This window comes from Lysobacter sp. A289 (assembly GCF_054072675.1).
On sequence record NZ_JBSVRN010000001.1, the window covers coordinates 298,259 to 322,458 of the forward strand.

Consider the following 24,200-nt stretch of genomic DNA (forward strand, 5'->3'; position numbering starts at 1 on the left):
TCTGCCCGGTATCGGTCTCGACCATCATCGCCTGAAGGGCTTGCCATTGAAGTTGATCCAGACCGACCTGCCCGGGTGCGTGGTCATCGAGCCGCGGGTGCTCAATGACGAGCGTGGTTTTTTCTACGAGTCGTTCAACCACGACAGAATGCGCGAGAGCGGGCTGCAGCCGGTGTTCGTGCAGGGCAACGTTTCATGTTCCGCCCGCGGCGTACTGCGTGGCCTGCATTACCAGTGGCCCAATCCGCAAGGCAAGTACCTCTCCGTGCTGGAGGGGGAGGTCTGGGACGTCGCGGTCGACATCCGCCGCGGATCGCCTCATTTCGGTCGTTGGACTGCAGTGGTGTTGAGCGCGCATAACAAGCGCCAGCTCTGGATTCCCGAAGGCTTTGCCCACGGGTTCGTGACCCTCAGCGAGCAGGCGGTGTTCACCTATCTGTGTACCGCGACCTACGACGCCCAGGCCGATCGCAGCTTGCGCTGGGATGATCCGCGCTTGGCGATTGATTGGCCGGTCAGCGCACCGGTGCTGTCGGCAAAGGACATGAAAGCGCCGCTGCTGGAAGACATTGCCGACGGTTGCCTGCCAACGTTTGAGCCACCGGAGTGAACCGTTGAAGATCCTGTTGATGGGTGGTAACGGCCAGGTCGGCCATGAATTGCGCCGCAGCCTGGTGCCACTGGGAGAACTGGTGGTCAGTACCCGCGATGGCCGCTTGTCCGATGGTGGCCGGTGTGAGGCGCTGGATCTGTCCGATCCGGAAGCGATCGACGGGTTGATCCAGCGCAATGCGCCCGACGTCGTGGTCAACGCAACCGCCTACACCGCGGTGGACCGTGCCGAGGACGAGCCGGAACTGGCATTCCGCAGCAACGCCGAGGCTCCCGGACGCATGGCCGCCGCCTGCGAGCAGGTCGGTGCGAGCCTGATCCACTATTCGACCGACTATGTATTCGATGGCAGCGCAGAGCGTCCGTACCGCGAAGACGACCCGACCTCCCCATTGGGCGTCTATGGCGCCAGCAAACTCGCCGGCGAGCAGGCCATTGCCGCCACCGGCGCCCGTCACCTGATCCTGCGCACTGCGTGGGTGTATGGCCTGCATGGCGGCAATTTCCTGCGCACGATGTTGCGCCTGGGCGCCGAGCGCGATGAGTTGCGCGTGGTCGCTGACCAGATCGGCTCACCAACGCCGGCCTGGTTGATTGCCGACGTTACCGCGGCCGTGCTGGAGCAGGGGCTCGTCGAGTCCGGCGTGCGTCATCTGGTCAGTGCCGGTCAAACCAACTGGCACGGCTTCGCCGAGGCGATATTTGCCGAGGCGGATGCTCGTGGGATGATCGATCGGCCACCACGGGTGCTACCGATCACCACCGCCGAGTTCCCGACGCGTGCGGCCCGTCCGTCGTGGTCGGTGCTCGATACCCACCGTCTCCGGGACGAGTACCGGGTCGAACTTCCGGACTGGCGGCAAGCGCTCGCCACCACACTGGGGCCGGCCTCGCGCGAGTAGAGCGGACGGCGGTGGATGCAGTACTCTTGCCTGCAGGGGCGCGCTAGTCAGGGGTTTCATCAGGGTCAACGGGAATTTTCGCGGACAGCAGGCGGCGGCATGACGTTGCCTGTCCGTTGAGTGTCGCCGTGCCCGTTGCGGCTATCCGCCAATCAACTGCTCCCGGTCTTGATCGCCGTGGGGCGGCCACTGTTGACCGCTGGATAAGCGATAGAAAGGAGATCTACATTGAAAGTCATGGTCAGTACTGTGTTGTTGGCGGTTGCGTTGTTCTCGATGTCCGCCGTAGCTGCCGATGAAGCGACCGCCGTTGCAGTTGGAAAAACCACTGCAACCGTTGATGTCGAGCGCTTTGTCAGGACCGACAGTTTCAACGCGATCAAGATCTCGCCGCGCGGGGATTACTATGCCGCCACCGTGGCGCTGGATGATGGCGAGCGCACGGCACTGGTGATTACGCGACGCAGCGACCACTCGATCGGCGCGACGTTCGTGTTGGGGGCAAACACGCACGTTGCCGGCTTCGCCTGGGTCAACCCCGAGCGGGTACTGATCAGCATGGCCGAGAAGTTGGGTGCGCTCGACCAGCCCCAGGCTACCGGTGAGTTGTATGCCATCAATGCCGATGGCAGCCAGGTCGAGTTCCTGGTGGGTCAGCGCGTCCAGGGTGCGGGGCCGGGCACGCGGATCCAGGCGAAAAAAGTTGAACGCGTCGCCGCGTTCCTGGTCGATGATCTGCCCAATGATGATCGGAAAGTGATTATTTCGGTCAGTCCATTCAACAGTGACCCGTACACCCGCGCCGAGCTGATGGACGTCTACAGTGGTCGCCGTGTGCAGGTCGCCAGTGCGCCGGTGCGCAACGCGCGGTTCGTGGCCGACAACCAGGGTGTCGTCCGGTTTGCCGTCGGGATGGACACCGACAACCGGGAGCGGCTGTACTACCGCACCGCTAATGGCGCGGATTGGCAGTTGCTCAACGACGCGGATGAAACCGGCTTGAGACAGTGGCCGATCGGTTTTGACGCCGACGACCGGATCGCCTATCTGGAAGCCGAGCAAACCAGCGGTCCCAACGCGATCATCGCGTTCGACATCGCCGGACAGACCCGCAAGCTGGTTCAGCGCGACGACAACGCTGACCCGGCCCAGGTCATCTATCGCAATGGCAGTGCGGTTCCGGTGGGCGTGTTGCTGGACGATGGCAAGCCGCGCACCGCATTTTTCGACGAGGACTCGGACGAGGCAAGGTTGTATCGCAGCCTGGAGGCGGCCTTCGGCAACCAGCCGGTGTTGATCAACTCCCAGACCGCGGACGGCAACATCGCCTTGGTGGAGACCTGGAGTGACCGCAACCCGGGCGACTTCTATCTGTTCGACAAGCAGGCCAAGAGCGCAGAACTGCTGTTGAGCCGGGCTGACTGGTTCGATCCCAGGCAGATGGCAGCGACCCGGCCGATTGAATTGAACGCCCGCGATGGCCTGCCGTTGCACGGCTACCTGACGCTGCCCAACGGGTCGGACGGCAAATCGGAACCGATGGTGGTGTTGCCGCATGGCGGTCCTTTTGGCGTCCGCGACACTTGGGGCTTTGACAGTGAGGTGCAATTGCTGGCCGACGCCGGCTATGCGGTGTTGCGGCTGAACTTCCGCGGCTCCGGCGGCTACGGCAAGAGCTTTACCGGGGCCGGCGCGCAACAGTGGGGCAAGGCGATGCAGGACGATCTCACCGATGCGACCCGCTGGGCAATCGACCAGGGCATCGCGGACCCGGGGCGGATCTGCATCTATGGCGCCAGTTACGGTGCCTATGCCGCGTTGATGGGAGTCGCCCGGGAGCCATCGTTGTACCAATGCGCCGTGGGCTACGTCGGCGTTTACGACCTGCCGACGATGCACACCCACGGCGATATCCAGCAGCGCGGCTCAGGTGAGACCTACCTGCGTGAGTGGATTGGTGATCGCAGCCAGCTTGCCGCCGTCTCTCCCAACAATCTGGCTGACCGGATCAAGGTGCCGGTTTTCCTGGCCGCCGGTGGCGAAGACCAGCGTGCGCCAATCGAGCACAGCAAGATGATGGAACGTGCGCTGCGCGCCGCCGGGGTGCCGGTGGAAACCCTCTACTACGACACCGAGGGCCATGGCTTCTATCTCCAGTCGCACCGCCGGGAGTATTACGTCCGGCTATTGGCCTTCCTGTCGCGGAGCCTGGGTGGCGGCACCGGTAACGGGGCCGGTGCCGGGGAGGCCGAATAGCCGGGCTCCGGCGGTGTCTGGTGCCGGCCGTCGGCTGACGATCGGTACGCGTGCTGGCTGCGGGTTCTCGGCTATCCTCGGTAGCTTTCATTTTTTCAGGACGGTGTTTTCCGCACCGGCCCGGCCGACGTAGCAATGGAGCGTTCGATGAGTACCACGGCATCACCACCGCAACTGACCTTCCGCGCCGTCGTACTGGCGATTATCCTGGCGGTGGTGCTGGCTGCAGCCAATGCCTACCTGGGCCTGTTTGCCGGCCTGACCATCGCTACCGCGATTCCTGCCGCCGTGGTCTCGATGGGCGTGCTGCGCCTGCTCGGCGGTGGCAGCATCCTGGAAAACAACATCGTCCAGACCGGTGCATCGGCAGGCTCGTCGATTGCCGCGGGCGTGATCTTCACCATTCCGGCGTTGATCATCCTGGGCTACTGGGACGACTTCCGTTATTCCTGGGTACTGGCGATTGCCGGCCTGGGTGGATTGCTGGGTGTGTTGTTCTCGGTGCCGCTGCGACGGTCGATGATCGTCGAGGATCCGTTGCCGTTCCCCGAGGGCAAGGCGGCGGCGGAAGTCCTCAAGGCCGGTGACAGCCCGGGTCCCGGGTTGAAGATCCTGGCCTTGTCCGCGGTGGTGGGATCGGTGGTCAAGCTCGCCGCGAGCAGCGGCCTGCGGGTCATTCCCGACGCCTGGGTGCAGGCGGGCCTGCTGGGCAACGGCAAGGTCCTGGCCTACCTGGGTACCGGCTTGTCGCCGGCATTGCTGGGCGTGGGCTACATCGTCGGCCTGAACGTCGGCATCGTGGTGGTGTCGGGTGCGGTGTTGTCGTGGCATATCGCGATCCCCCTGTATTACGCCTTCTTCGCCAGCGCCGACCCGGTGCTGGCCGCGGAGCTGGCCGGGCAGGGCGCGGCCGAGGCGGCGTTCACGATCTGGAACGCAAAAATCCGCTATCTCGGCGTCGGCGCGATGCTGATTGGCGGGATATGGACCCTGTTCTCGCTGCGCAAGTCGCTGGTATCGGGGATCAAGAGTGGTATCGCGGCCGCGCGCAAGGGTAGCGGCGAGGTGGTGGCAGAGACCGAGCGCGACCTGCCGATGAAGTGGATGCTGGTGGCGCTGGTGGCGTTCGTGATCCCGCTGGGTGCGCTGTACCAGGCGATCGTCGGGCAATGGCTGGTCAGCATCCCGATGACCATCATCATGATCGTCGCCGGCTTCCTGTTCGTCTCGGTGTCGGCCTACCTGGCTGGACTGGTGGGCTCGTCCAACAACCCGGTTTCAGGCATCACCATCGCCACCATACTTTTTGCCTCACTGGTACTGGTCTTCCTGCTCGGACGCGACTCGCCGATCGGCGCCGTCGCCGCGATCATGATCGGTGCAGTGGTGTGCTGCGCTGCGGCAGTAGGCGGCGATAACCTGCAGGACCTCAAGGCCGGCTACCTGGTCGGCGCGACGCCGTGGAAGCAGCAGCTGATGCTGGCCATCGGTGCATTTTCCTGCGCGCTGATAATGGCGCCGGTGCTTAACCTGCTCTCGGCCGCCTATGGCATAGGCACGCCGACCGACGCGCATCCCAACCCACTGCCGGCGCCACAGGCGATGCTGATGGCATCGGTGGCCAAGGGCATGTTCGGCGGCAAGCTGCCGTGGTTCATGATTGGGCTGGGCGCGGCGATTGGCGCGCTGGTCATCGCGCTTGACGAATGGCTGAAGAAACGCGGCTCGAAGTTCCGGGTGCCGGTACTGGCCGCCGCGATCGGCATCTACCTGCCGCTGGAACTGATGGTGCCGATCTTCCTGGGTGGCCTGTTGGCGCACTTCGTGGAGCGCAGGCACAAGCTGGCCGCCGACGATGAGGATGGTAAGGACCGCATCCACCGGCCCGGCGTGTTGTTCTCGGCCGGGCTGATTACCGGTGAGGCATTGATGGGCATTGCCATCGCGATACCCATCGTGGTGTCGGGACGCGCCGACGTGCTGGCCTTGCCGGATGCGTTGAATTTCGGCCAATGGGTGGGTCTGGCGGTACTGGCGTTGGTGGGTTGGCTGCTTTATCGCGCCGGGGCCAAAGCCGATCCTTCGGCCACCAATTGATGCGGTTGCGGCGGTTGCGCTGCCGGGCCTACCATCGGGATCTGAAAAAAAAGGGGAACTGTCCATGCGTTTGAGCCACGCCGTCCTGCCATTGCTGATCGCTGTCGCGTTGCCCACGATCGCTCAACCGGCCCATGCGGAGACTCGTGGCCTGCAGCCGATCGACCTGGCGACGCTGGACCGCTTTTCCTCACCGGTGGTATCTCCCGATGGCCGGCTGGTGGTATTTGCCAAGGCCGTGACCGACTACGACGCCAACAAGGCGTCGTCCTCGCTGTGGATCGAGAACCTGGTTACCCGCGACTCGGCGCCGCCGGTGCGGTTGACCCCGGAAGGTTGGAGCGTCAATTCCCCCGCGTTCTCCGCCGATGGCAAGCGCGTATATTTCCTGAGCAGCCAATCGGGCAGCTCGCAGCTGTATGCGGTCACGACCGAGGGCGGCAAAGCCCGGCAATTGACCGACTTCGCCCTGGATGTCGGCGGCTACCAGTTGTCACCCGATGGGCAACAAGTGGCGTTCAACGTCGAGGCCTTCGTTGATTGCGGCAGCGACCTTGCGTGCAGCAAGCAGCGTCTGGAAGAACGCGAAGCCAGCCCTGAAACCGGGGTGGTCTACGATCAAATGTTCGTCCGTCACTGGGATGCCTGGAGCGATGGCCGCCTGAATCGCGTGTTCGTGGCGACACTGCCGGATGACAAGGCATTGACGACCACTGCTACGGCGGTTGCCACCGATGTCATTGGCGACGTCCCGGCGCGACCGTTTGGCGACAGCAGCGACTACACCTGGTCGCCGGACGGCCAGTGGCTGGTGATGAGCGCCCGCAAAAGCGACCGCAGCGAGCCATGGTCGACCAATTTCGATCTGTACCAGGTCAGCGCCGATGGTCGCGGTGCTTCGAAGAACCTGACTGCTGCCAACCTTGCCACGGACACCGGTGCGGTATTCAGCGCCGACGGTCGCAGCTTGTTCTACCGGGCCATGACGCGCCCGGGTTTCGAAGCCGACCGTTATCGGCTGATGGAGTTGAACCTTGTCACCAACGCTCGCCGGGAGATCGCACCGCAGTGGGATCGTTCCGCCGATAGCATCGCGGTGTCCGCGGACGGAAAGACCCTCTACGTGACCGCTCAGGACACTGGCGAGCATCCATTGTTTGCCGTCCACGTCGATAGTGGTGGTGTCACCCGGATCGCCGGCGACGGCAGCATCGGCTCGGTACAACTGACCGGTGGCACGCTGGCCTTCACCCGGGCCAGCCTGGACAGTGGCGCCCAGGTTTTCGTCGGCGGCATCAACGGCGCGGCGGAGCGCGCGCTCACTCCCAGCGCCGGCCAGATGCTGCCTGAGGTGACCTTCGGCGAGTTCGAGCAGTTCACCTTCACTGGCTGGAACAACGACACCGTTCACGGCTATGTGCTCAAGCCCTGGAACTACCAGGAAGGCCAGCAGTACCCGGTCGCCTTTTTGATCCACGGTGGCCCGCAAGGCAGCTTCGGCAATGGCTGGAGCACCCGCTGGAACCCGCAGACCTACGCCGGCCAAGGCTATGCGGTGGTGATGATCGACTTCCACGGCTCGGTCGGCTATGGCCAGGCGTTTACCGATGCCATCAGCCAGCACTGGGGCGATCGCCCGCTGGAGGACCTGCAGAAGGGCTGGAAAGCGGCGCAGGACAAGTATGCGTTCCTCGATGGTGACAATGCCTGCGCACTGGGCGCCAGCTACGGCGGTTACATGGTCAACTGGATTGCCGGCAACTGGAACGAACCCTGGAAGTGCCTGGTCAACCACGACGGTGTATTCGATACCCGCATGATGGGTTTTGTTACCGAGGAACTGTGGTTCACCGAGTGGGAAAACGGCGGCAGCCCGTGGGACAAGGACGCCGATTACGAGACCTTCAACCCCAGTCGCCATGTCGCCGACTGGCGCGTGCCGATGCTCGTCGTCCACGGTCAGCAGGACTTCCGGATTCCCGTCAGCCAGGGCCTGGGAGCGTTCACTGCGCTGCAGCGCCAGGGGATCGAGTCGAAGTTCCTTTACTTCCCCGACGAGAACCACTGGGTGCTCAAGCCGCACAACTCGGTGCAGTGGCACGCCACCGTCAACGGCTGGCTCGAGCAGCACCTGGGCCAGTAAACCGTCAATTGACCTGAGCCGACCCGCACGCTGATGCAGCCGGGCCGTCCTGTTCTTGCTTCCATACCGGAGTCTGCATGATTGCTGCACCCACCACCGCCGTGATCACCGGTGATGCGGCGATCCTCGGATTGCTCGCGATTACCCTTGGCGCCGTGTTCTGGACCGCGTCGCGGCCCACCGGCTTCTGGCAGAAGTTCTACGGCGTCGTGCCGGCGCTGCTGATCTGCTACCTGGTGCCGGCGATCTACAACAGCGTCGGTCTGATCGATGGACCCGCGTCGGGGCTGTACCCGATGGCGCGTGACTACCTGCTGCCCAGTGCGCTGGTGCTGTTCTGCGTGGCGATGGATATCGGCGCGGTCATGCGGTTGGGGCCGAAGGCGCTGATCATGTTCTTCACCGGTACCGTGGGGGTCATGCTGGGCGCGTTCGTGGCGTTCTGGGCAATGGGCTGGATCTATCCGCAAGCCGTGGCCGGCGAAACCTGGCGTGGCCTGACCACCATCGCCGGCAGCTGGATCGGCGGTGGCGCCAACCAGGCCGCGATGAAGGAAGTATTCGAGGTCGATGCGACGCTGTTTGGCCAGTTCGTTGCGATCGACGTGATCGTGGCGTATTTCTGGATGGCGATCCTGCTGTTCCTGGCGCCGCGCGCCGAGAAATTCGACCGTTGGACCGGCGCCGACACCTCCGCGATCGAGGAGCTCAAGGTGCACATCGCGAGCTACCAGAGCGAGCACGCGCGCATCCCCAGCATGGCCGATTTCATGCTGATCCTGGCGGTTGCACTGGGGGTGACCGGGCTGTCGCATTTCCTCGCCGACCCGTTGATCACCTGGGTGCAGTCCCTGCCGGCGGAGTGGCGGCTGCAGGACTACAGCCTGGATTCGAAATTCTTCTGGATCGTGGTGTTGGCCACCACGTTCGGGGTGTTGCTCAGTTTCACCCGCGCGCGCCGGCTGGAAGGCGCGGGTGCGTCCAACATCGGCTCGGTGATGTTGTACGTGCTGATTGCCACCATCGGCATGCAAATGGACCTGAAGTCATTGGCGGAGCGGCCGATGCTGCTGTTGCTGGGCGTGATCTGGATCAGCGTCCACGCGTTGCTGCTACTGGTGGTGGCGAAGTTGATCCGGGCACCGCTGTTCTTCCTGGCGGTCGGCTCGCAAGCCAACGTCGGTGGCGCCGCGTCCGCGCCGGTGGTCGCCAGCGCATTCCACCCCTCGCTGGCGCCGGTCGGGGTATTGCTGGCGGTACTCGGTTACGCGTTGGGCACTTACTGCGCGTATATCACCGGGCTCGGGCTACAGCTGATGGCCGGTTGATTCGTCACAACAAGCCCATCACAACCAGCCTGAGCGCTTGAACCGCCAGTACAGCACTCCCATCGCCACGGCTACCACGCCGATCAGCACGGCATAGCCCCACCGGGCATTGAACTCGGGCATCGAGACGAAGTTCATCCCGTACCAGCTGGTGATCAAGGTTGGCGCGGCCAGCAGCGCGGCCCAGGCGCCCAGGCGTTTGACCATCTCGCCCTGGCGCACGGTCACCAACGACAGGTTGACATTGACCGCGGCGGTGAGCATCTCGCGCAGCGTGTCGGTGTGGTCATTGATCCGGACCGCATGGTCCAGGACATCACGGAAGTACAGCTGCATCTCCTCATCGATAAGCTCACCGCGCGGACGCGCCAGATGTCCCAGGATGTCCTGCAATGGTGCTACCGCCAGCCGCAGCCGGGTCAGTTCGCGTTTCAGGTCGTACAGTTTCCTGACCGTGTGTTTGTGGAAGTCGTCGGCGAAGATGTCTTTTTCCAACGCGTTCAAGGCATTGCCGAACTCGTCGACGATCGGCACCAAGTGGTCGACCACCATGTCGAGCACGGCATACAGCGCAGCCGCCGGACCGTGTTTGAGCATTTCAGGTTCGCGCTCCATCCGTGCCCGTGCGGCCGCATAGCTGCTGGATGCACCGTGGCGCACGCTGACCAGGTAGCGCGCGCCGACAAACAGGTGGGTCTCGCCGAAGCGGATATGCCCGTCGACGGTTTGCGCCGTGTGCAGCGCTATGAACAAGGAGCGGTCGTAGGCTTCCAGCTTCGGTCGCTGGTGGGCGTTGGTCGCATCTTCAACGGCCAGGCTGTGCAGGTCGAACTCCTCGCGCAGTTTGTCGAGGATCGCATCATCAGGCTCGTACAAGCCGACCCAGACAAAGCTGCCGTCGTCGACCGCCAACACGTCACTGATGGCATCCAGGCCGATGTCGCGGCGTACCCCGTGGCGGTCGTAGGCGGCGCAGTTGACGACGCTCGCCGGCAGGCTGGGATCACGCGGCTGGCTGGTTGAAGTCTCCATCAGTGCCATCCTGACCCGTTAACAGGGATGCCGGCAAGCACCTCAACGACGCTTCAGCGCCCTCAGCAGGCCCAGGTGGATGGGCAGCAGCAGCAGGATCCAGTGCAGGTTGCGCTGCGGCAGCAACTGCATCCAATGGCTGAACAATGCCAGCACCGCCAGCGCCACCATCGCCGTCAACAGGTAGCCGAACCAACGTCCGCCCTTGCGGCCACGGGCGATTCGCCAACCGCCGGGGAGCAGTAGCCACGCCAGCGGACTGGCCAGCAACAGGTTCTGGTTGGCCCAGCCGAACTGGTGCGCGGTGCCGAACCAGATAAACAGCAACAGGGCGCCCACCAGTCCCGACACCGTCCAGAACGGCAGTGCGATCCCGGCCACCAGGCGGGGTCGATGGCGGCCGAGCCAGGCCAGGCCGGCACCGGTCACGATTCCGGCCAACAGCCACGGCCACCAGGGTCGCGGCAAGTCGCGCGGCGCCGGCGCAAGCCGGTGTGGCAGCAGTTCGACCTCCTCGATGACCAGGGGTTCGTCATGACCATTGCGGGCATCGCGCAAGGCATCGGCGAGTCGCATCGGAATGAATGCCTCGGCCCAGAACGCCAGTGGCCGGTCGGCCGCAGGTCCCAGGCCAACGTCGAAGCCCAGCCACATCCAGAAATCCGGTGATGCCAGGCGCGTCGCCTCGCTGCGGAACGTGCTGCCGCGCGAGCCACCCATCTGGCGACGCAGGTCACCGCCCAGCGCCTGGTCGAGTATGTCGCGCACCCGGGTGGAGCAGTTGTCCAGGAAATAATCGTAGCTGTAGGCCGCATTCTCCGGACGTGCGTTTTGCTCCAGCGCGTCGGCAACCGCTTGTGCGGCCGCCGGGTCGAGGTCCAGCCATTGCAGGCTGACCCCACGCCCGACCTGGCGGTAGTAGGCCAGATCCTGTTGCAACGGCAGGGCCACCAAGCGGTAGCGCATGTCACCGCGTACGAAGCGGGCGATGAAGTCGTCCTCGGTCGGGTCGAAGAAGCCGAAGTTGTATGAAATTTCCGTACCGGCGGCTGGGTCGGCAACCAGCACGGCGTTATGGCCGAAACGCTCGAAGAAAATCTCGCCCGGCTGCATGGTGATCACGCCAATGCGCGGCGTGGCGGCGGCGGCGAATGCGCACGACCACAACAACGCCAACAGGCACAGTCGGATCAATACACCATGGCTCGTTCCGCGCCGTTCACCCCCGCGCCGGTCAAACATCCCCGAGCACGCCTACATGGAAGGCATGCACCCGCCGCGCGTCCGCACTGGACACCCGGAATACGAACCGTCCGAGAATCAGCTCCTCACCGGCTTCCGGCAAGTGACCGATCGCCGCGATCACCAGTCCGCCGATGGTGTCGTACTCGTCATCGTCGAAATCGGCACTGAAATGCTCGTTGAAGTCCTCGATCGGGGCCAGCGCATCGACCACGTACTGGCCATCGGCCTGGGCGGCAATCAGTGCGTCCGGATCCTCGGCGTCATCGTGCTCATCATCGATCTCGCCGACGATCTGCTCCAGCACGTCCTCGATGGTCAGCAGGCCGGCGACGCCGCCGTGCTCATCGATCACGATTGCCATGTGGTTGCGCGACTGGCGGAACTCGCGCAGCAGGATGTTCAGCCGCTTGGACTCGGGTATCAGCACCGCCGGTCGTATCAGCTGGTGGATGGTGGCCGGGCCGTTATCGGTGACCACTCCCAGCAGCAGGTCCTTGGCGAGCAGGATGCCGATGATCTCGTCCTTGTCCTCGCCGTGAACCGGGAAGCGCGAATGGCCGGACTCGACCACCTGCTTCATCAAGTCCATGAAAGACCCGTTCGCCGGCAGCATGATCATCTGCGAGCGCGGGACCATCACATCGCCCACGCTCAAGTCCGAGATCGCGATCGCGCCTTCCATCATGGTCAGGGTGTCGGACTCGATCAGCCCGTCGGTCTGGCAATCGCGCAACAGCTCCACCAGATCCTCGCGGGAGGTCGGCTCGCCCGACAGCGCCGAGCTGATCCGGTCAAACCAGGAACGGCGTTTGTCGTTCCGCTCCGGCGCATCGGGCGCGGATGGATGGGTGGGGGTACTACTATCGTCCTCGGACATTGATCAGTTTCATGAATACGCCCGGGGGATGGGCGTCGGGGGGAGTTTAGCGCATCAAATGGGGGCGGCTGGGCATCAATCGAGTATCAGGTACGGGTCGGAGATGCCAAGGGTGGCGAGGATCTCGCGTTCCAGTTGCTCCATGCATTCCGCTTCGCGCTCGTCCTCGTGGTCCCAGCCCAACAGGTGCAGGGCGCCGTGGACGGTCAAATGGGCATAGTGCTCGTTGAGCCGCTTGCCCTGTTCGCGTGCCTCCCTGACGACCACCGGAACGCAGATCAGCAAGTCGCCCAGCAGTGGCAGGGTGACTCCTTCGGGCAAATCCGCCGGAAAGCTCAGCACGTTGGTGGCGTAGTCCTTGCCGCGATAGTGGCGGTTGAACGCACGGCCTTCCTTGTCGTCGACCAGGCGGATCGCCAGGTCGGCCTGGCGGATCCGGCCGTCCAGTGCGGCGGCGACCCAGCGCCGGAAGCTGACCGCGGCCGGGATGCCGGCGCGCGGCAGGCCGTAGCTGACTGACACGTCGAGTACGGTGGGACCGAGGGTCATGGGTTGGGCCTCATGTGGTTCAGCTGGACTGACCGGTCTGGACGTCCTTCGTATCGCGCGCCTCGTAGGCGTTGACGATACGGGCTACCAGCGGGTGACGCACGACGTCTCCGGATTCGAAGAAGGTGAAAGACAGGCCGTCGACCTCGCGCAGCACGTCCAGCGCATCCTGCAAACCGGATTTCTGGTGCTTGGGCAGATCGTTCTGGGTCAGGTCCCCGGTGACTACGGCGGTGCTGCCGTAGCCGATCCGGGTCAGGAACATCTTCATCTGCTCGATCGTGGTGTTCTGCGCCTCATCGAGGATCACGTAAGCATCGTTGAGGGTACGCCCGCGCATGTAGGCCAGTGGTGCGATCTCGATGACGCTGCGCTCCAGCAGCTTGAGTACTTTCTCCACCCCTAGCATCTCGTACAGCGCGTCGTACAAGGGGCGAAGGTAGGGGTCGACCTTCTGCGACAGGTCGCCGGGCAGGAACCCGAGCTTCTCGCCGGCCTCCACCGCCGGGCGAACCAGCACCAATCGCTGCACCCGCGATTCGTTGAGCGCCTCCACCGCGCTGGCAACGGCCAGGAAGGTCTTGCCTGTACCGGCCGGGCCGATGCCGAAATTGATGTCGTTGGTGGCGATGGCGTGCAGGTACCGGGCCTGGTTGGCGCCGCGACCACGGATGGTTCCGCTTTTGACCCGGATCACGACTTCCTGCGGCTGGATGTCCTGCTCCACCGCATGCGCGACGTCCAGCCCGATCAGGGCAAGATGGATCGCATGCTCGTCCAGGATCGGGCCGTCGGCTTCTTCCCATAGTTCGCGCAGAACCTTTTCGGCCTTGCGCACCATCGCCTTCGCGCCGGCCAGGCGGAACACGTTGCCGCGGTTGGAGATTTCAACCCCGGTACGCAGCTCAATGATCCGCATATGGGCATCGAACGGGCCGTTGAGGTTGGCCAGGCGCTGGGCATCGGGTGGGTCCAGCGTGAACTCGTGAATCGTGCGTGGGGCCATCGGCAAACTGTCTTCCATTGGCATGTCAGCTTGCACCCGGCGCCAGGTTTTCGCAAAGTGGCGGAACTCACTCATAAGGGGCATGGCAATGCAGGCGACGCGCAAGATCCGGAATACCCTGCTGAAGACAGCGTTGCTTGCCGCGGTCATGCCGCTGGCCGCCCCGGTGCTGGCCGCCGAAGTCACCGTACTGACGGCGGCACGCATCCATACGATGGACACCGCGCAGCCCCGTGTGGAGGCGTTGGCATTCGACGACACGGGCGCGATTGTGGCGCTTGGCGACCGCGATGCGCTGCTGCGGGACTATCCGGATGCCCACCGCCTGGATGTCGGCAAGGCCACCGTGGTGCCGGGTCTGATCGACGCCCATGGCCACGTGGCGGGGCTGGGGTTCAATGAACTGCAGGCGGACCTGGTCGATGCCGCCAGCAAGGAGGAGGCGCTGCAACGGCTGCGCGATTTTGCCGACGAACTGCCCGATGGCGCCTGGTTGCTGGGACGGGGCTGGGATCAGAACGACTGGCCGGAGAAGCGATTCCCGACCGCCGCCGACCTTGACGCGCTGTTCCCGGATCGCCCGGTGTGGCTGCGGCGGATCGACGGTCATGCGGGCTGGGCAAACAGTGCCGCGATGGCTCTGGTGGAGCGTGATCTGGCCGGCGACTGGCAGCCCGAGGGTGGCAAGATCGAGCGCGATGCGAATGGCCAGCCAAGCGGCGTGTTCGTCGATGGGGCAATGGCACTGATCGACGCGCAGGAACCCGAGCCCGATGCCGCCACGCAGGAACATGCCTTGGCGTTGGGGATGCAAGCCGCAGTCGAGCATGGCTTGACCGGCGTGCACGACGCGGGCGTCTCTCTGGCCGGGCTGAAGCATTACCAGCAGCTGGCGGACCGCGGCGAGATGCCATTGCGCATCAACGCGATGGCGGCCGGTGACGGCGATGCACTGGCGATGTTGTGCCGTGACGGAGCCTACCGGCACCCGTCGGGTCGTTTGCAGATGCGCTCGGTGAAGTTGTTTGCCGACGGCGCGCTGGGCAGTCGCGGTGCGGCGTTGCTGGCCGACTACAGTGACGATCCAGGCAACCGGGGGTTGTTGATGGTCAAGCCGGATAAATTGGCGGAGGTGACGGAAAAAGCCAAGCGTTGTGGCATCCAGGTTGCTACCCATGCGATCGGCGACCGTGGCAACCACGTGGTCCTTGAGGCGTATGAGCGGGTACTTGGCAAGGACGACAGTGGCGACCATCGCTGGCGTATCGAGCATGCGCAGATCCTCTCGTCCGGGGATCTGCCACGGCTGGCACGCCTGCAGGTGATCGCATCGATGCAACCCACCCACGCCACCAGCGACATGCCCTGGGCCGAGGATCGCATTGGCCCGCAGCGGCTCCAGGGAGCGTATGCGTGGCGCGAGTTGCGCGACAGCGGAGCGCGGCTTGCCTTGGGCTCGGACTTCCCGGTCGAGTCGGTTGATCCACGGCTGGGCCTGTACTCGGCGACCACGCGCACCGATGCCGAAGGCCTGCCGGTCGGCGGCTGGCAGCCGGAGGAGAAGCTGACGGCCTACGAGGCGCTGCGCGGATTCACCCTGGACGCGGCGTATGCCGGCTTCAACGAGGATGAAGTGGGTAGCCTGGAGGTCGGCAAGCGCGCCGACTTCGTGGTGCTGGCGCAGGATCCGCTGGCGATCGATCCGTCGCAGTTGCGTGAACTGACGGTGTTGGGCACGTATGTCGACGGCGAGGTGGTCTACCGCGCGGCCGGGCCCTGATTCCGCCGTCTGTCGCTCTTTCGGAGGCGTGCTCTTGTCGCCCTCGCTGTCGTGCTCGACATGCGGGCGACCGGGTTTGGAGCGGTCGTGCGGTTGACCGCTATTGACCGGTTTCCGGCAGGCTCGACAACCAGGTCGACAGTGCCTGGATCGAGGCTTCATCCAGCTGCTTGGCGACCCCGGTCATGACGAAGTCGGAGGTGGAATCGCCCATGTCGCCGTCGCGATATTCGCCCAGCTTGGTCTGCAGATATACGGCTTGCTGTCCGCGCAGGGCGGGGTAGCCGGCATACGGGTGATGACCGCTGCGATTTACCTGGTCAGCCGCCGCCGGGCCGCGGGCATCGGCACCATGACAGCCCTGGCACGACGGAATACCTTTGCCCGGATCGCCGGACAGATACAACTGCTCACCCAACTGCAACTGGGCCGGATCGGCTGCAGAGGCCAGTGCTTCCTGTCCGGTTGAAGGCGCCCCATCGGCCGGCATGGCCGCGTAATACACCGACAGGTCGCGCATGTCCTGATCCGACAGGTCCGCCACCAGTGGGGTCATCGGCGAGGGATTCACGCCGCGCTTGTATTCGACCAGTTGCCAATACATGAAGTCGGCCGATTGGCCGGCAATATTCGGAAAGCTCGGCGCGATCGAGATGCCTTGTGGGCCATGGCATGCGGCACACAACTCACTCTTTGCCTGGCCCGCAGCGGCATCGCCACTGATGGTGGCGACGCGACGCAAGTCGAGATAATCCAGCGGCGGGGCTTCCGCCTCTGCAGGTATTTCGGCCGGTGCCGAATCACTCGTTGGCGACTCCTGAGCCTGCGCCACGGCCGAGCCCAGCAGTACCGCCAGCAGGGTGGAGACGGGGACTGCAAGTTTCATAGCTGGACCTCCAGCATCGCGCCGAACATGTTGACGCTGTAATCCATCGGGCCGCCATCGGTGTAGACGCGGTGGTCGTAGACCAGGCTCTGGTCAAAACCCAGGTAGTGCCAGTCGGACAGTCGCGCGCGTTCGTAGGTGTTGAACAGGCGGACCCCGATGCGGTCGTTGATCGGGAACGACAGCGACAGGCTGAGCGAGTTGGAGCGGTAGATCATCGGCGGGAACGCGCCGTTGGCACTGGCGACCAGCTGCGGGTACGCCATCGCGTCGGCCGAGGCGAAATCGTAGCGGGTCATGCCGCGTGTGTAGGTCCAGTTCCACGATGCATCAAAGGTGGCCTTGCCGAAACGCTGCGACCAGTTCGCGCCTGCGTAATGGTTGCGCTGCCGGTCGTTGGTGCTCCAACGGCCACCGTCCTGATAGGTCGCGCCACCGAGGTTCGGGTCGGGCGTGATCGCCACGTCGTTGGCGTTGGCGAACACCAGGTCCGACTCGTCATAGCCGTACCACGCACCGGCGACCCGGCCCGGGACGGGCTGCCACTCCCATTGCAGGCTGGTGCCGAGGGTATCGAACTGCTGCCGGCCGGCCTGGGCGTCGTAATCGTTCCAGTCACCGCGGATCGAGGCGCTGACGGTCATGTTGTTGGGCAGCGTCGCCGTGGCCATCAGGTCGATCTTGTGCTGCTCGCGCTCGCCCACGTCGTATTTGCGCAGTTCGGCGATCGTATGCGCAGGCGTGCCGCCCGGTGGCGGGACATAGCCGGGCATGTCGTGCGAGAGGGTGAACCGGTAGGGATTGGAGTTGTAGTCGTTGCCCGAGCGGTCGAGGAAGGTGTAATTGGCGCGGAAGTTCAGCCACTCGATCGAGCGGTTGGTCCAGTTGAGCTTGAGCTCGTTGTCCTGGACAGTGGCGAACTCGCGATTGGTGCGTTCGGTGCGGGTGAAGGTGTAGCCCGCGCCGAGGGTGTTCTTGGTGTTCATCCGCCAGTTGACGCCGGTGGATGCTTCCCAGGTTTCCTTGTCCAGCGGCAGGTTGCGTACCCGCGTCGGCACCGAGGCATTGGCACCCGGGTCCCACACGCCCATCTCGCCCGGCACCACGCTTCCCATCGCGCCGTTCTCGGCGATGTACCCGTATTGCCCGGTCAGCGGGTTGTAGGCCCAGTAGGTGCCCGAATAGTCCTCGCGGTGGAACTTGGCGGTGGAGCGCCAGCTCAGGCCGGTGGCCGGTTGCAGCACCACCCGCAAGTCGAGCCGCTGGGTGTTGATGGCCAGGTCGGCGCGCTGGCGCGATAGCGAGGCGGTGGTGTTCCAGTCCGCGCAGTCATACAGGAAGCCGGGAATCGGGATGCCGACCTGACCCTGGCAGTTGGTCGGCGGCAGCAGGCTGTCGTTCTGGCGCGAGGTGCCAAACGCGGCCTTTACCGAAAAATCGCCATTCCACTTGATCCGCCGGCTGAAGGTGCCGGAGACGTGGTGGTAGTCGTTGTCGGGTTCGTAGGAGTACTGGCCCAGCGGAACCTGCGGGGTGGGCACACCGGTAACCGACCAGGTGGTGTACGGAATCTCGTAGTCGAAACCGGTGTACGCGTTGCGGAAGAACGAGCCGGAATAGTCGAACTGCATGCGCCAGTCGTTGCCGACAAAGCGCAGACCGGCATTCACGTTGACGGTGCTGTCGTCGATCGGCCGGGGGATCTCGTAGATGCCGCCGTTGTCCGGGAACGGATAGTTGAAGAAGAACGGCCCGCCAAACGGGCGCGCGCCATCACGCGATTCGTGGCTGGCGTTGAACGTGGCCGTCCACTGCTTGTTGAGCAGGTACTGGATTCCCAGTCCCTGCTTGTCGCGCACTACCTTCAGGGTCTGCAGAGGTTGCGCTGCCGACACCGCCGAGACCTGGTCGACGGTGCTGCCGTTGACGGTGAGGCCGTCCTTCAGGGTCAGGTGCTGGCTGCCCACGCCATCCCATATCGAGCGGGCGTTGCCGCTGAGGATGTTGGGTTGCGAGCGCACGAACGCCTGCACGCGGTACTTTCCGGCCTGGCCGAATACGGCGCGATAGAACTGGCTGTCCTCGTTGATACGGGTGGCGCGCAAGTCGATGTAGCGGCCCTGGTCGGGACGCACCAGGCGGAAGTCGGCGCTGAGCACGAAGCCGTCGTCCCAGTTCGTGAACCGACGCCATTGGGTGTTGTCCTGGTCGCCCGTGAGATGCAGGTAGCCGACCGACAGCGTTCCGCCCCCGAGCCAGGTGTCGTCCAGCGTGGCAGTCGAGTTCAGGCCGTATGGGGTGGGCGTGCAGCCATACAGATAGCCGGTCGGCGTTCGTTTGGCATCGCCGGCCAACCAGCTCATGCCATCGGGGTCGCAACTGCGTGCGGACAGGCCGGCCGGGTCCAGCGCGGTGCCAAACTGCAGGTCGACGCCGGTGCCGCTGTCCTGTGCATGGGCAAGGGGAGCGAGGGCAAGCGACAACGACAGGGCTGCCAGGGATAACGGCAGCAGTCGTGGATGTCCGTGCATGGCTCGGCACTCCCTTTACTTGTGAAGTCGCGGTCCGGAGGGGTTGTTGGAACCGTGGATCTGCGAATGGCAACTGATGCAGCCACGGCCCATCAGCCGCTCGTCCGGCGCGGCCCCGATGCCCAGCGACTGGCTGGTCAGCAGGTCATTGGGATGGCGGACGTGGGAGTGGCACTGCTGGCACAGCATCGGAATCGGGGCCACCAGCAGGGCGTGCTGGTTGGAGCCGTGCGGCATGTGGCAGTTCAGGCAGTTGTCGCGTACCGGCGCGTGCTCGAACAGGAACGGCCCGCGCTTCTCCGCGTGGCACTGGTAGCAGGTCTCGTTGACGGTGTCGGTCTTGAGCAATGCAGTGTTGAAGCCGCCGTGCGGGTTGTGGCAATCCACGCAGGCCATCTGCCCTTCCGGCAGTGGCATGTGCGAGCGACGGTTGAACTGCTGGCGGATGTCCTTGTGGCAGGTCGCACAGGTCTCGTTGATCGACGGCTTGGCCATCAGCCCTTCTGCGGAGAGGCGTGCCATCGGATTGTGGCAATCGCTGCACGACAGGTCATTGCGCTGGTGGACCGAGCCTACCCACTGATCGCGCGGACCGCCGGAGTGGCAGCCCATGCAGGTCTCGGTCTGGGTGGGGACCGGCGTGCCGCCGTCCTTGGTGAAGGCGATGATCGCGCCCTTGGCCGCGGGGTTCTCCATGTGTTTGGAACCCGGGCCATGACAGGCCTCGCAGGTCGGCGTTTCGGGGTTGGCTGCCAGCGCGACCTTCATTCCCAGGGCATGGCTGGTATGGGCGAAATTCTGTTCTTCGCGGGCATGGCAGGAATTGCAGGTCTGCTCGCCGATCGGCGTGGCGTCGGCCGCCAGCGGATTTTTCGCCACACGCGCATGCGCGAAACCGGGCGGCACATCGAAGCCGTGGCCGGCGACCGGACCTTCGCTGCCGAAGTGCGTGCTGGGTAGGTTGTATGGATTGTCCGTCGGAGCGGTACTTTGCGCGGCCACGGGTGCCTGCCAACCGGCGACGACAAGTACGGCAGCGGCGGCTGCCGCCAGACCCAGACCCAGGAGAATACGCATTGAACCTCACCTTCTTTGCTGGCTGGCGTAATCGGAATTACATGCCGACCATAAAGGTGACATTCAGCCTGAGTCAAGTGGAAACTGGTACGAGTTTCTGCCTTGGCTTCAGCGCGGCAGGGCACCCTGCAGGAAAGCATCCACGCCAGCGCGTGCAGCCTGTGTGGCGGTCGTTGCATCCGGCGTCACCAGATGACCGCTGGACACGCGCAACACCAGGTCGCCGACCATCAGCATAGCCAGTTGGATCGCGGCCAGTTCGGGCCCTTGGGGCAGCACCAGCCGGCCCGCAGTCTCCTGTTGCAACAGGTACTCGGCCAGGATGTGATTGGTGGCACCGATGGCGTGTTCGAAGTACCAGTCGCGCAATTCGGGGAAAGCGTGCCCCTCGCCGATGATGGTGCGGTGCAGTACCTGGGACTCCATCGACACCATGGTTTCCACGAAGCGCCGGGCCAGCAGGTGCAGGCCTTCTTCAGGCGGCAAGGCCGACAGGCAGAGGTCGTGGAACACGAGGGTGAATTTTTCCGCCTGCCGCTCGATGATCGCGTGCGCCAGGCCCTCCTTGTCACCGAACACGCGATACAAGGTGGCCAGCGAACCACCGGCACGGCTGACGATCTCGCTCAGGCGTGCATGGCGATAGCCTTTTTCGAGAAAGACCTGGGTCGCCGCTTCCAGGAAACGGTCGACCCGTTCCTCGCCGCGCTTGCGCAGTTTGGCTGCCGGGCGGGCCTTCAGCTTGGGCAGTGCCGGCGATTTGCGGATGCCCCTGGCATGGGGTTTGGCTGGAACGGTCATGGACGAATGATACGTGGCAACAAAACGGCCGCCTTTGGACAAAGGCGGCCGTCGAGGGAACATGCGGCTGGAATCACGGCACCAGGTTGAGCGTGCCCTTCATCATTGCCGAGTGGCCGGGGAAGCTGCAGAAGAACGAGTTCGGATCGGCGCTCAGCTTGGCCGGATCGAAGCTGATCGAGGTGCTCTCGCCACCACCGATCACCTTCGAATGGGCGATCACGCGGGTATCGCCAGCCTTGATGTAATCGGCGTCCAGGCCGGCTTTAATGCCGTCTGCGTCGATCCCCTTCATGTCGGCGGTCTTGGCGATGACGACGTTGTGGCCCATCACGTTTTTGGCCAGCTGACCGGTGTGCTTCAGGTTGATCGTGAACGTCTTGCAGCTCTTGCTGACGTCGATCTCCTTCTTGTTGAACTGCATGGCATCGTTGCCTTCCAGATCCACCGAGCAGGTGGCGGCAAATGCGGCCGGAGCGGCCAGGGACAGGGCAACGGCGATGATGAGTGTGCGCAACATGGGATGTCCTCACGTGGATGAAGGGATGGGCGCCTTGATAGCGTCCGGCTAGTGTAATCGACGTTACATGGATGGCCGGTGAAGGATGGTTGCCCCGCTGTCCCTGCTGGTTACAGCAACGCGCCCGCGCAACGAATTGCTCATCGCATCGGTAATCACGACATCCACGAACTGCCCGACCAGCCGCCGATGACCGGCAAAGTTCACCGAGCGCATGTTTTCGGTCTTGCCGGTCAATTCGTTCGCATCCCGCCGTGAAGGCCCTTCGACCAGTACCCGCTGGATGCTGCCCACCATTGCCTCGCTGATGGTCTTTGCGTTGGCATTGACCAGCGCCTGCAGCCGCGCCAGCCGGGCGCGCTTGTCGGCATCGCTGGTGTGGTCTTCCAGGTCGGCGGCCGGGGTGCCGGGACGGCGTGAATAGATGAACGAGTAGGACTGGTCGAAGCCGACATCCTCGATCAGCTTGATGGTTTTCTCGAAGTCCGCCTCGGTCTCGCCGGGGAAGCCGACAATGAAGTCCGAGGAGATCGAGATGCCGGGCCGCACCGCCCGCAGCTTGCGGATCTTCTGCTTGAACTCCAGCGTGGTGTAGCCGCGCTTCATTGCCGCCAGCACCCGGTCGCTGCCCGCCTGCACGGGCAGGTGCAGGTAGTTGGCCAGTTCCGCCACGTCGCGGTACGCCTCCACCAGCGAGTCGGAGAACTCCAGCGGGTGTGAGGTGGTGAAACGGATCCGGTCGATGCCGTCGATCCGGGCAATGGTACGGATCAACAGGCCGAGATCAGCGACCAATGGCTCCGCGTTCGAATCGGCTTCCACACCATAAGGGCCGCGGTAGGCGTTCACGTTCTGTCCCAGCAGGTTGACCTCGCGTACGCCTTGCGCGGCCAACTGGGCGACCTCGACCAGCACATCCTCGAACGGCCGGCTCACCTCCTCGCCACGGGTGTAGGGCACCACGCAGAAACTGCAGTACTTGCTGCAGCCTTCCATGATCGAGACGAAGGCGCTGGGCCCATCGGCGCGTGGCGTCGGCAGGCGGTCGAACTTCTCGATCTCGGGGAAGCTGATGTCGACCTGCGGCTGCCCGGTCTGGCGACGCTCGCGGATCAGTTCCGGCAGCCGATGCAGCGTTTGCGGGCCGAACACGAGATCCACATAGGGCGCCCGCTTGATGATTGCCGAGCCTTCCTGACTGGCCACGCAGCCGCCGACACCGATCAGTACCGGCCGGTCGCCGTCCTTGAGGGCCTTCCAACGGCCCAGTTGGCTGAACACCTTGTCCTGCGCCCGCTCACGGATCGAGCAGGTATTGACCAGGATCACGTCGGCTTCTTCAATGTCGGTGGTCAGTTCCAGTCCGTCGCTGGCGGCCAGGACGTCGGCCATTTTGGCCGAGTCGTATTCATTCATCTGGCAGCCGTGGGTCTGGATGAAAAGCTTGCCGCGGGCAGGGGTATCGGTCATGGCGGGTTCCGGGAGGGGCGGCGGTTAATCCGCGCCGGAGGTGGCTGGAACCGGATAGTCTAGCCGCTGAGGCGGCCGCATCGGGGCGTTCGTCCCGTTTCTGGGGTGAGGTGCTTGGCAACGCCAGCGTGAAAGGAGAGACTCGCGACATGAGGGGGGGTATCGCACTGTTGGGGATCGCCTGCCTGCTGGCTGCCACGCCCGTGGTCGCCGGTACCGTATATCGCTGCGACAGTGATGACGGGGTCCGCAGCTATGTCAGCAAGCGCATTTCGGGCGCCAAGTGCAGCCCGATAAGCCGCTATACCGGCGGCGCGACTTCCGGGGCGGGCGTTTCGTCGGTCAGTGCCCCGGAAACACCCAGCGCGCCGGCGACGGTCGGCAGCGCCACGGCGGCCCATTCCGCCGAAGGCCCGCCAGCCACCATCAGCACGGGCGCATCCACCGGCGCCGAGGGCGGCCTGATGACCAACGCCGCGCCGGTCAGCTCGGTCACGCCGGGGTCGAAAGGCGCCCGGCGAGTCCAAGGACAGGTGTATTCCTACATCAAGGATGGCGTGCGTCACTACACCAGCGCGCGTCCCCAGGGGGTGGCACGCGCGGGGCCGGTGCGCACGATCAAGTACAGCTTCCTGGAAACCTGTTTCGCGTGCGGCACCGCTTCGGGCGTCAACTTTGGCAATGTCCGGCTCAATACCGATGCCTACCGCGCGGAGATCGCTGCGGCGGCGCGCAAACATGGGGTCGATGAGGCAATCGTGCGCGCGATCATCCATGCCGAGTCCTCGTTCAACCCCAACGCGCTGTCGCGGGTCGGCGCCCAGGGGTTGATGCAACTGATGCCCGCCACCGCGCGGCGCTTCAAGGTAGGCAATGCCTTCGATGCGGGCCAGAACATCCTCGGCGGGGTGGAATACCTGGCGTGGCTGTTGAAGCGCTTCGACGGCAACCTGACCTTGGCGGCGGCGGGATACAACGCCGGTGAAGGCGCGGTGGACAAGTACAAGGGGGTGCCGCCGTACAGCGAGACCCAGCGCTATGTGAAACGCGTCGGGGTGCTCGCCGACCGGTACCGGGCAGCACAATAG

General features: G+C 64.4%; 19 protein-coding genes. 8 read left to right on the forward strand and 11 right to left on the reverse strand.

From position 1 onward, the window contains the following. Window positions 1–46: 46 nt before the first annotated feature. From rfbC to ACW5DN_RS01525, 6 genes are all read left to right on the forward strand, one after another. Window positions 47–610, forward strand: a complete 564-nt coding sequence (rfbC, locus tag ACW5DN_RS01500; protein WP_456960998.1) for a dTDP-4-dehydrorhamnose 3,5-epimerase — start codon at window positions 47–49, stop codon at window positions 608–610. A 4-nt stretch (window positions 611–614) separates the two neighbouring features. Further along, window positions 615–1,514, forward strand: coding sequence for a dTDP-4-dehydrorhamnose reductase (gene rfbD / locus ACW5DN_RS01505; protein WP_456960999.1), 900 nt, complete (start codon window positions 615–617; stop codon window positions 1,512–1,514). 276 nt (window positions 1,515–1,790) lie between these two features. After that, window positions 1,791–3,770 carry an alpha/beta hydrolase family protein gene (locus ACW5DN_RS01510; RefSeq protein WP_456962926.1) on the forward strand — a complete coding sequence of 660 codons (1,980 nt, stop codon included), beginning with the start codon at window positions 1,791–1,793 and terminating at the stop codon, window positions 3,768–3,770. A 147-nt stretch (window positions 3,771–3,917) separates the two neighbouring features. Beyond that, the gene (locus tag ACW5DN_RS01515; protein WP_456961000.1) at window positions 3,918–5,867 is read left to right on the forward strand and encodes an OPT family oligopeptide transporter; all 1,950 of its coding nucleotides are present in this window, start codon (window positions 3,918–3,920) and stop codon (window positions 5,865–5,867) included. 64 nt (window positions 5,868–5,931) lie between these two features. Further along, window positions 5,932–8,010, forward strand: a complete 2,079-nt coding sequence (locus ACW5DN_RS01520; RefSeq protein WP_456961001.1) for a prolyl oligopeptidase family serine peptidase — start codon at window positions 5,932–5,934, stop codon at window positions 8,008–8,010. A gap of 80 nt (window positions 8,011–8,090) precedes the next feature. Continuing rightward, a complete protein-coding gene (locus tag ACW5DN_RS01525; RefSeq protein WP_456962927.1) occupies window positions 8,091–9,338 on the forward strand; it encodes a DUF819 family protein in 1,248 nt (415 codons plus the stop codon). A gap of 18 nt (window positions 9,339–9,356) precedes the next feature. Here ACW5DN_RS01525 and corA read toward each other — a convergent pair whose 3' ends face one another. From corA to ACW5DN_RS01550, 5 genes are all read right to left on the reverse strand, one after another. Beyond that, window positions 9,357–10,370, reverse strand: a complete 1,014-nt coding sequence (gene corA / locus ACW5DN_RS01530; RefSeq protein WP_456961002.1) for a magnesium/cobalt transporter CorA — start codon at window positions 10,368–10,370, stop codon at window positions 9,357–9,359. A 42-nt stretch (window positions 10,371–10,412) separates the two neighbouring features. Next, window positions 10,413–11,612: a lipoprotein N-acyltransferase Lnb domain-containing protein gene (locus ACW5DN_RS01535; protein ID WP_456961003.1), complete on the reverse strand. Its 1,200-nt coding sequence runs from the start codon at window positions 11,610–11,612 to the stop codon at window positions 10,413–10,415. Further along, complete coding sequence (locus ACW5DN_RS01540) at window positions 11,605–12,492, reverse strand: HlyC/CorC family transporter (RefSeq protein WP_456961004.1); 888 nt, start codon at window positions 12,490–12,492, stop codon at window positions 11,605–11,607. Before ACW5DN_RS01540 ends, ACW5DN_RS01535 begins: the two co-directional genes overlap by 8 nt. 75 nt (window positions 12,493–12,567) lie before the next feature. Further along, complete coding sequence (ybeY, locus tag ACW5DN_RS01545) at window positions 12,568–13,041, reverse strand: rRNA maturation RNase YbeY (RefSeq protein ID WP_456961005.1); 474 nt, start codon at window positions 13,039–13,041, stop codon at window positions 12,568–12,570. A gap of 19 nt (window positions 13,042–13,060) precedes the next feature. After that, entirely contained in the window at window positions 13,061–14,065 is a 1,005-nt protein-coding gene (locus ACW5DN_RS01550) for a PhoH family protein (RefSeq protein WP_456961006.1), read from the reverse strand. Window positions 14,066–14,135: 70 nt separating this feature from the next. Here ACW5DN_RS01550 and ACW5DN_RS01555 point away from each other — a divergent pair, with 70 nt between their 5' ends. Further along, the gene (locus ACW5DN_RS01555) at window positions 14,136–15,827 is read left to right on the forward strand and encodes an amidohydrolase (protein WP_456961007.1); all 1,692 of its coding nucleotides are present in this window, start codon (window positions 14,136–14,138) and stop codon (window positions 15,825–15,827) included. A gap of 100 nt (window positions 15,828–15,927) precedes the next feature. Here the strand turns inward: ACW5DN_RS01555 and ACW5DN_RS01560 are convergent, their stop codons facing one another. The 6 genes from ACW5DN_RS01560 to miaB form a co-directional block, all read right to left on the reverse strand. Then, the gene (locus tag ACW5DN_RS01560; RefSeq protein WP_456961008.1) at window positions 15,928–16,713 is read right to left on the reverse strand and encodes a c-type cytochrome; all 786 of its coding nucleotides are present in this window, start codon (window positions 16,711–16,713) and stop codon (window positions 15,928–15,930) included. Beyond that, the gene (locus ACW5DN_RS01565; protein ID WP_456961009.1) at window positions 16,710–19,244 is read right to left on the reverse strand and encodes an MtrB/PioB family outer membrane beta-barrel protein; all 2,535 of its coding nucleotides are present in this window, start codon (window positions 19,242–19,244) and stop codon (window positions 16,710–16,712) included. Before ACW5DN_RS01565 ends, ACW5DN_RS01560 begins: the two co-directional genes overlap by 4 nt. A gap of 15 nt (window positions 19,245–19,259) precedes the next feature. Further along, window positions 19,260–20,321, reverse strand: coding sequence for a DmsE family decaheme c-type cytochrome (locus ACW5DN_RS01570; RefSeq protein WP_456961010.1), 1,062 nt, complete (start codon window positions 20,319–20,321; stop codon window positions 19,260–19,262). A 108-nt stretch (window positions 20,322–20,429) separates the two neighbouring features. Then, window positions 20,430–21,122, reverse strand: coding sequence for a TetR/AcrR family transcriptional regulator (locus ACW5DN_RS01575; RefSeq protein ID WP_456961011.1), 693 nt, complete (start codon window positions 21,120–21,122; stop codon window positions 20,430–20,432). A gap of 73 nt (window positions 21,123–21,195) precedes the next feature. Beyond that, complete coding sequence (gene azu / locus ACW5DN_RS01580) at window positions 21,196–21,642, reverse strand: azurin (protein WP_456961012.1); 447 nt, start codon at window positions 21,640–21,642, stop codon at window positions 21,196–21,198. 63 nt (window positions 21,643–21,705) lie between these two features. Next, the gene (gene miaB / locus ACW5DN_RS01585; RefSeq protein ID WP_456961013.1) at window positions 21,706–23,112 is read right to left on the reverse strand and encodes a tRNA (N6-isopentenyl adenosine(37)-C2)-methylthiotransferase MiaB; all 1,407 of its coding nucleotides are present in this window, start codon (window positions 23,110–23,112) and stop codon (window positions 21,706–21,708) included. A gap of 149 nt (window positions 23,113–23,261) precedes the next feature. On the opposite strand from miaB, the gene ACW5DN_RS01590 reads away from it, so the two are divergent. Beyond that, window positions 23,262–24,200 carry a lytic transglycosylase domain-containing protein gene (locus tag ACW5DN_RS01590; protein WP_456961014.1) on the forward strand — a complete coding sequence of 313 codons (939 nt, stop codon included), beginning with the start codon at window positions 23,262–23,264 and terminating at the stop codon, window positions 24,198–24,200.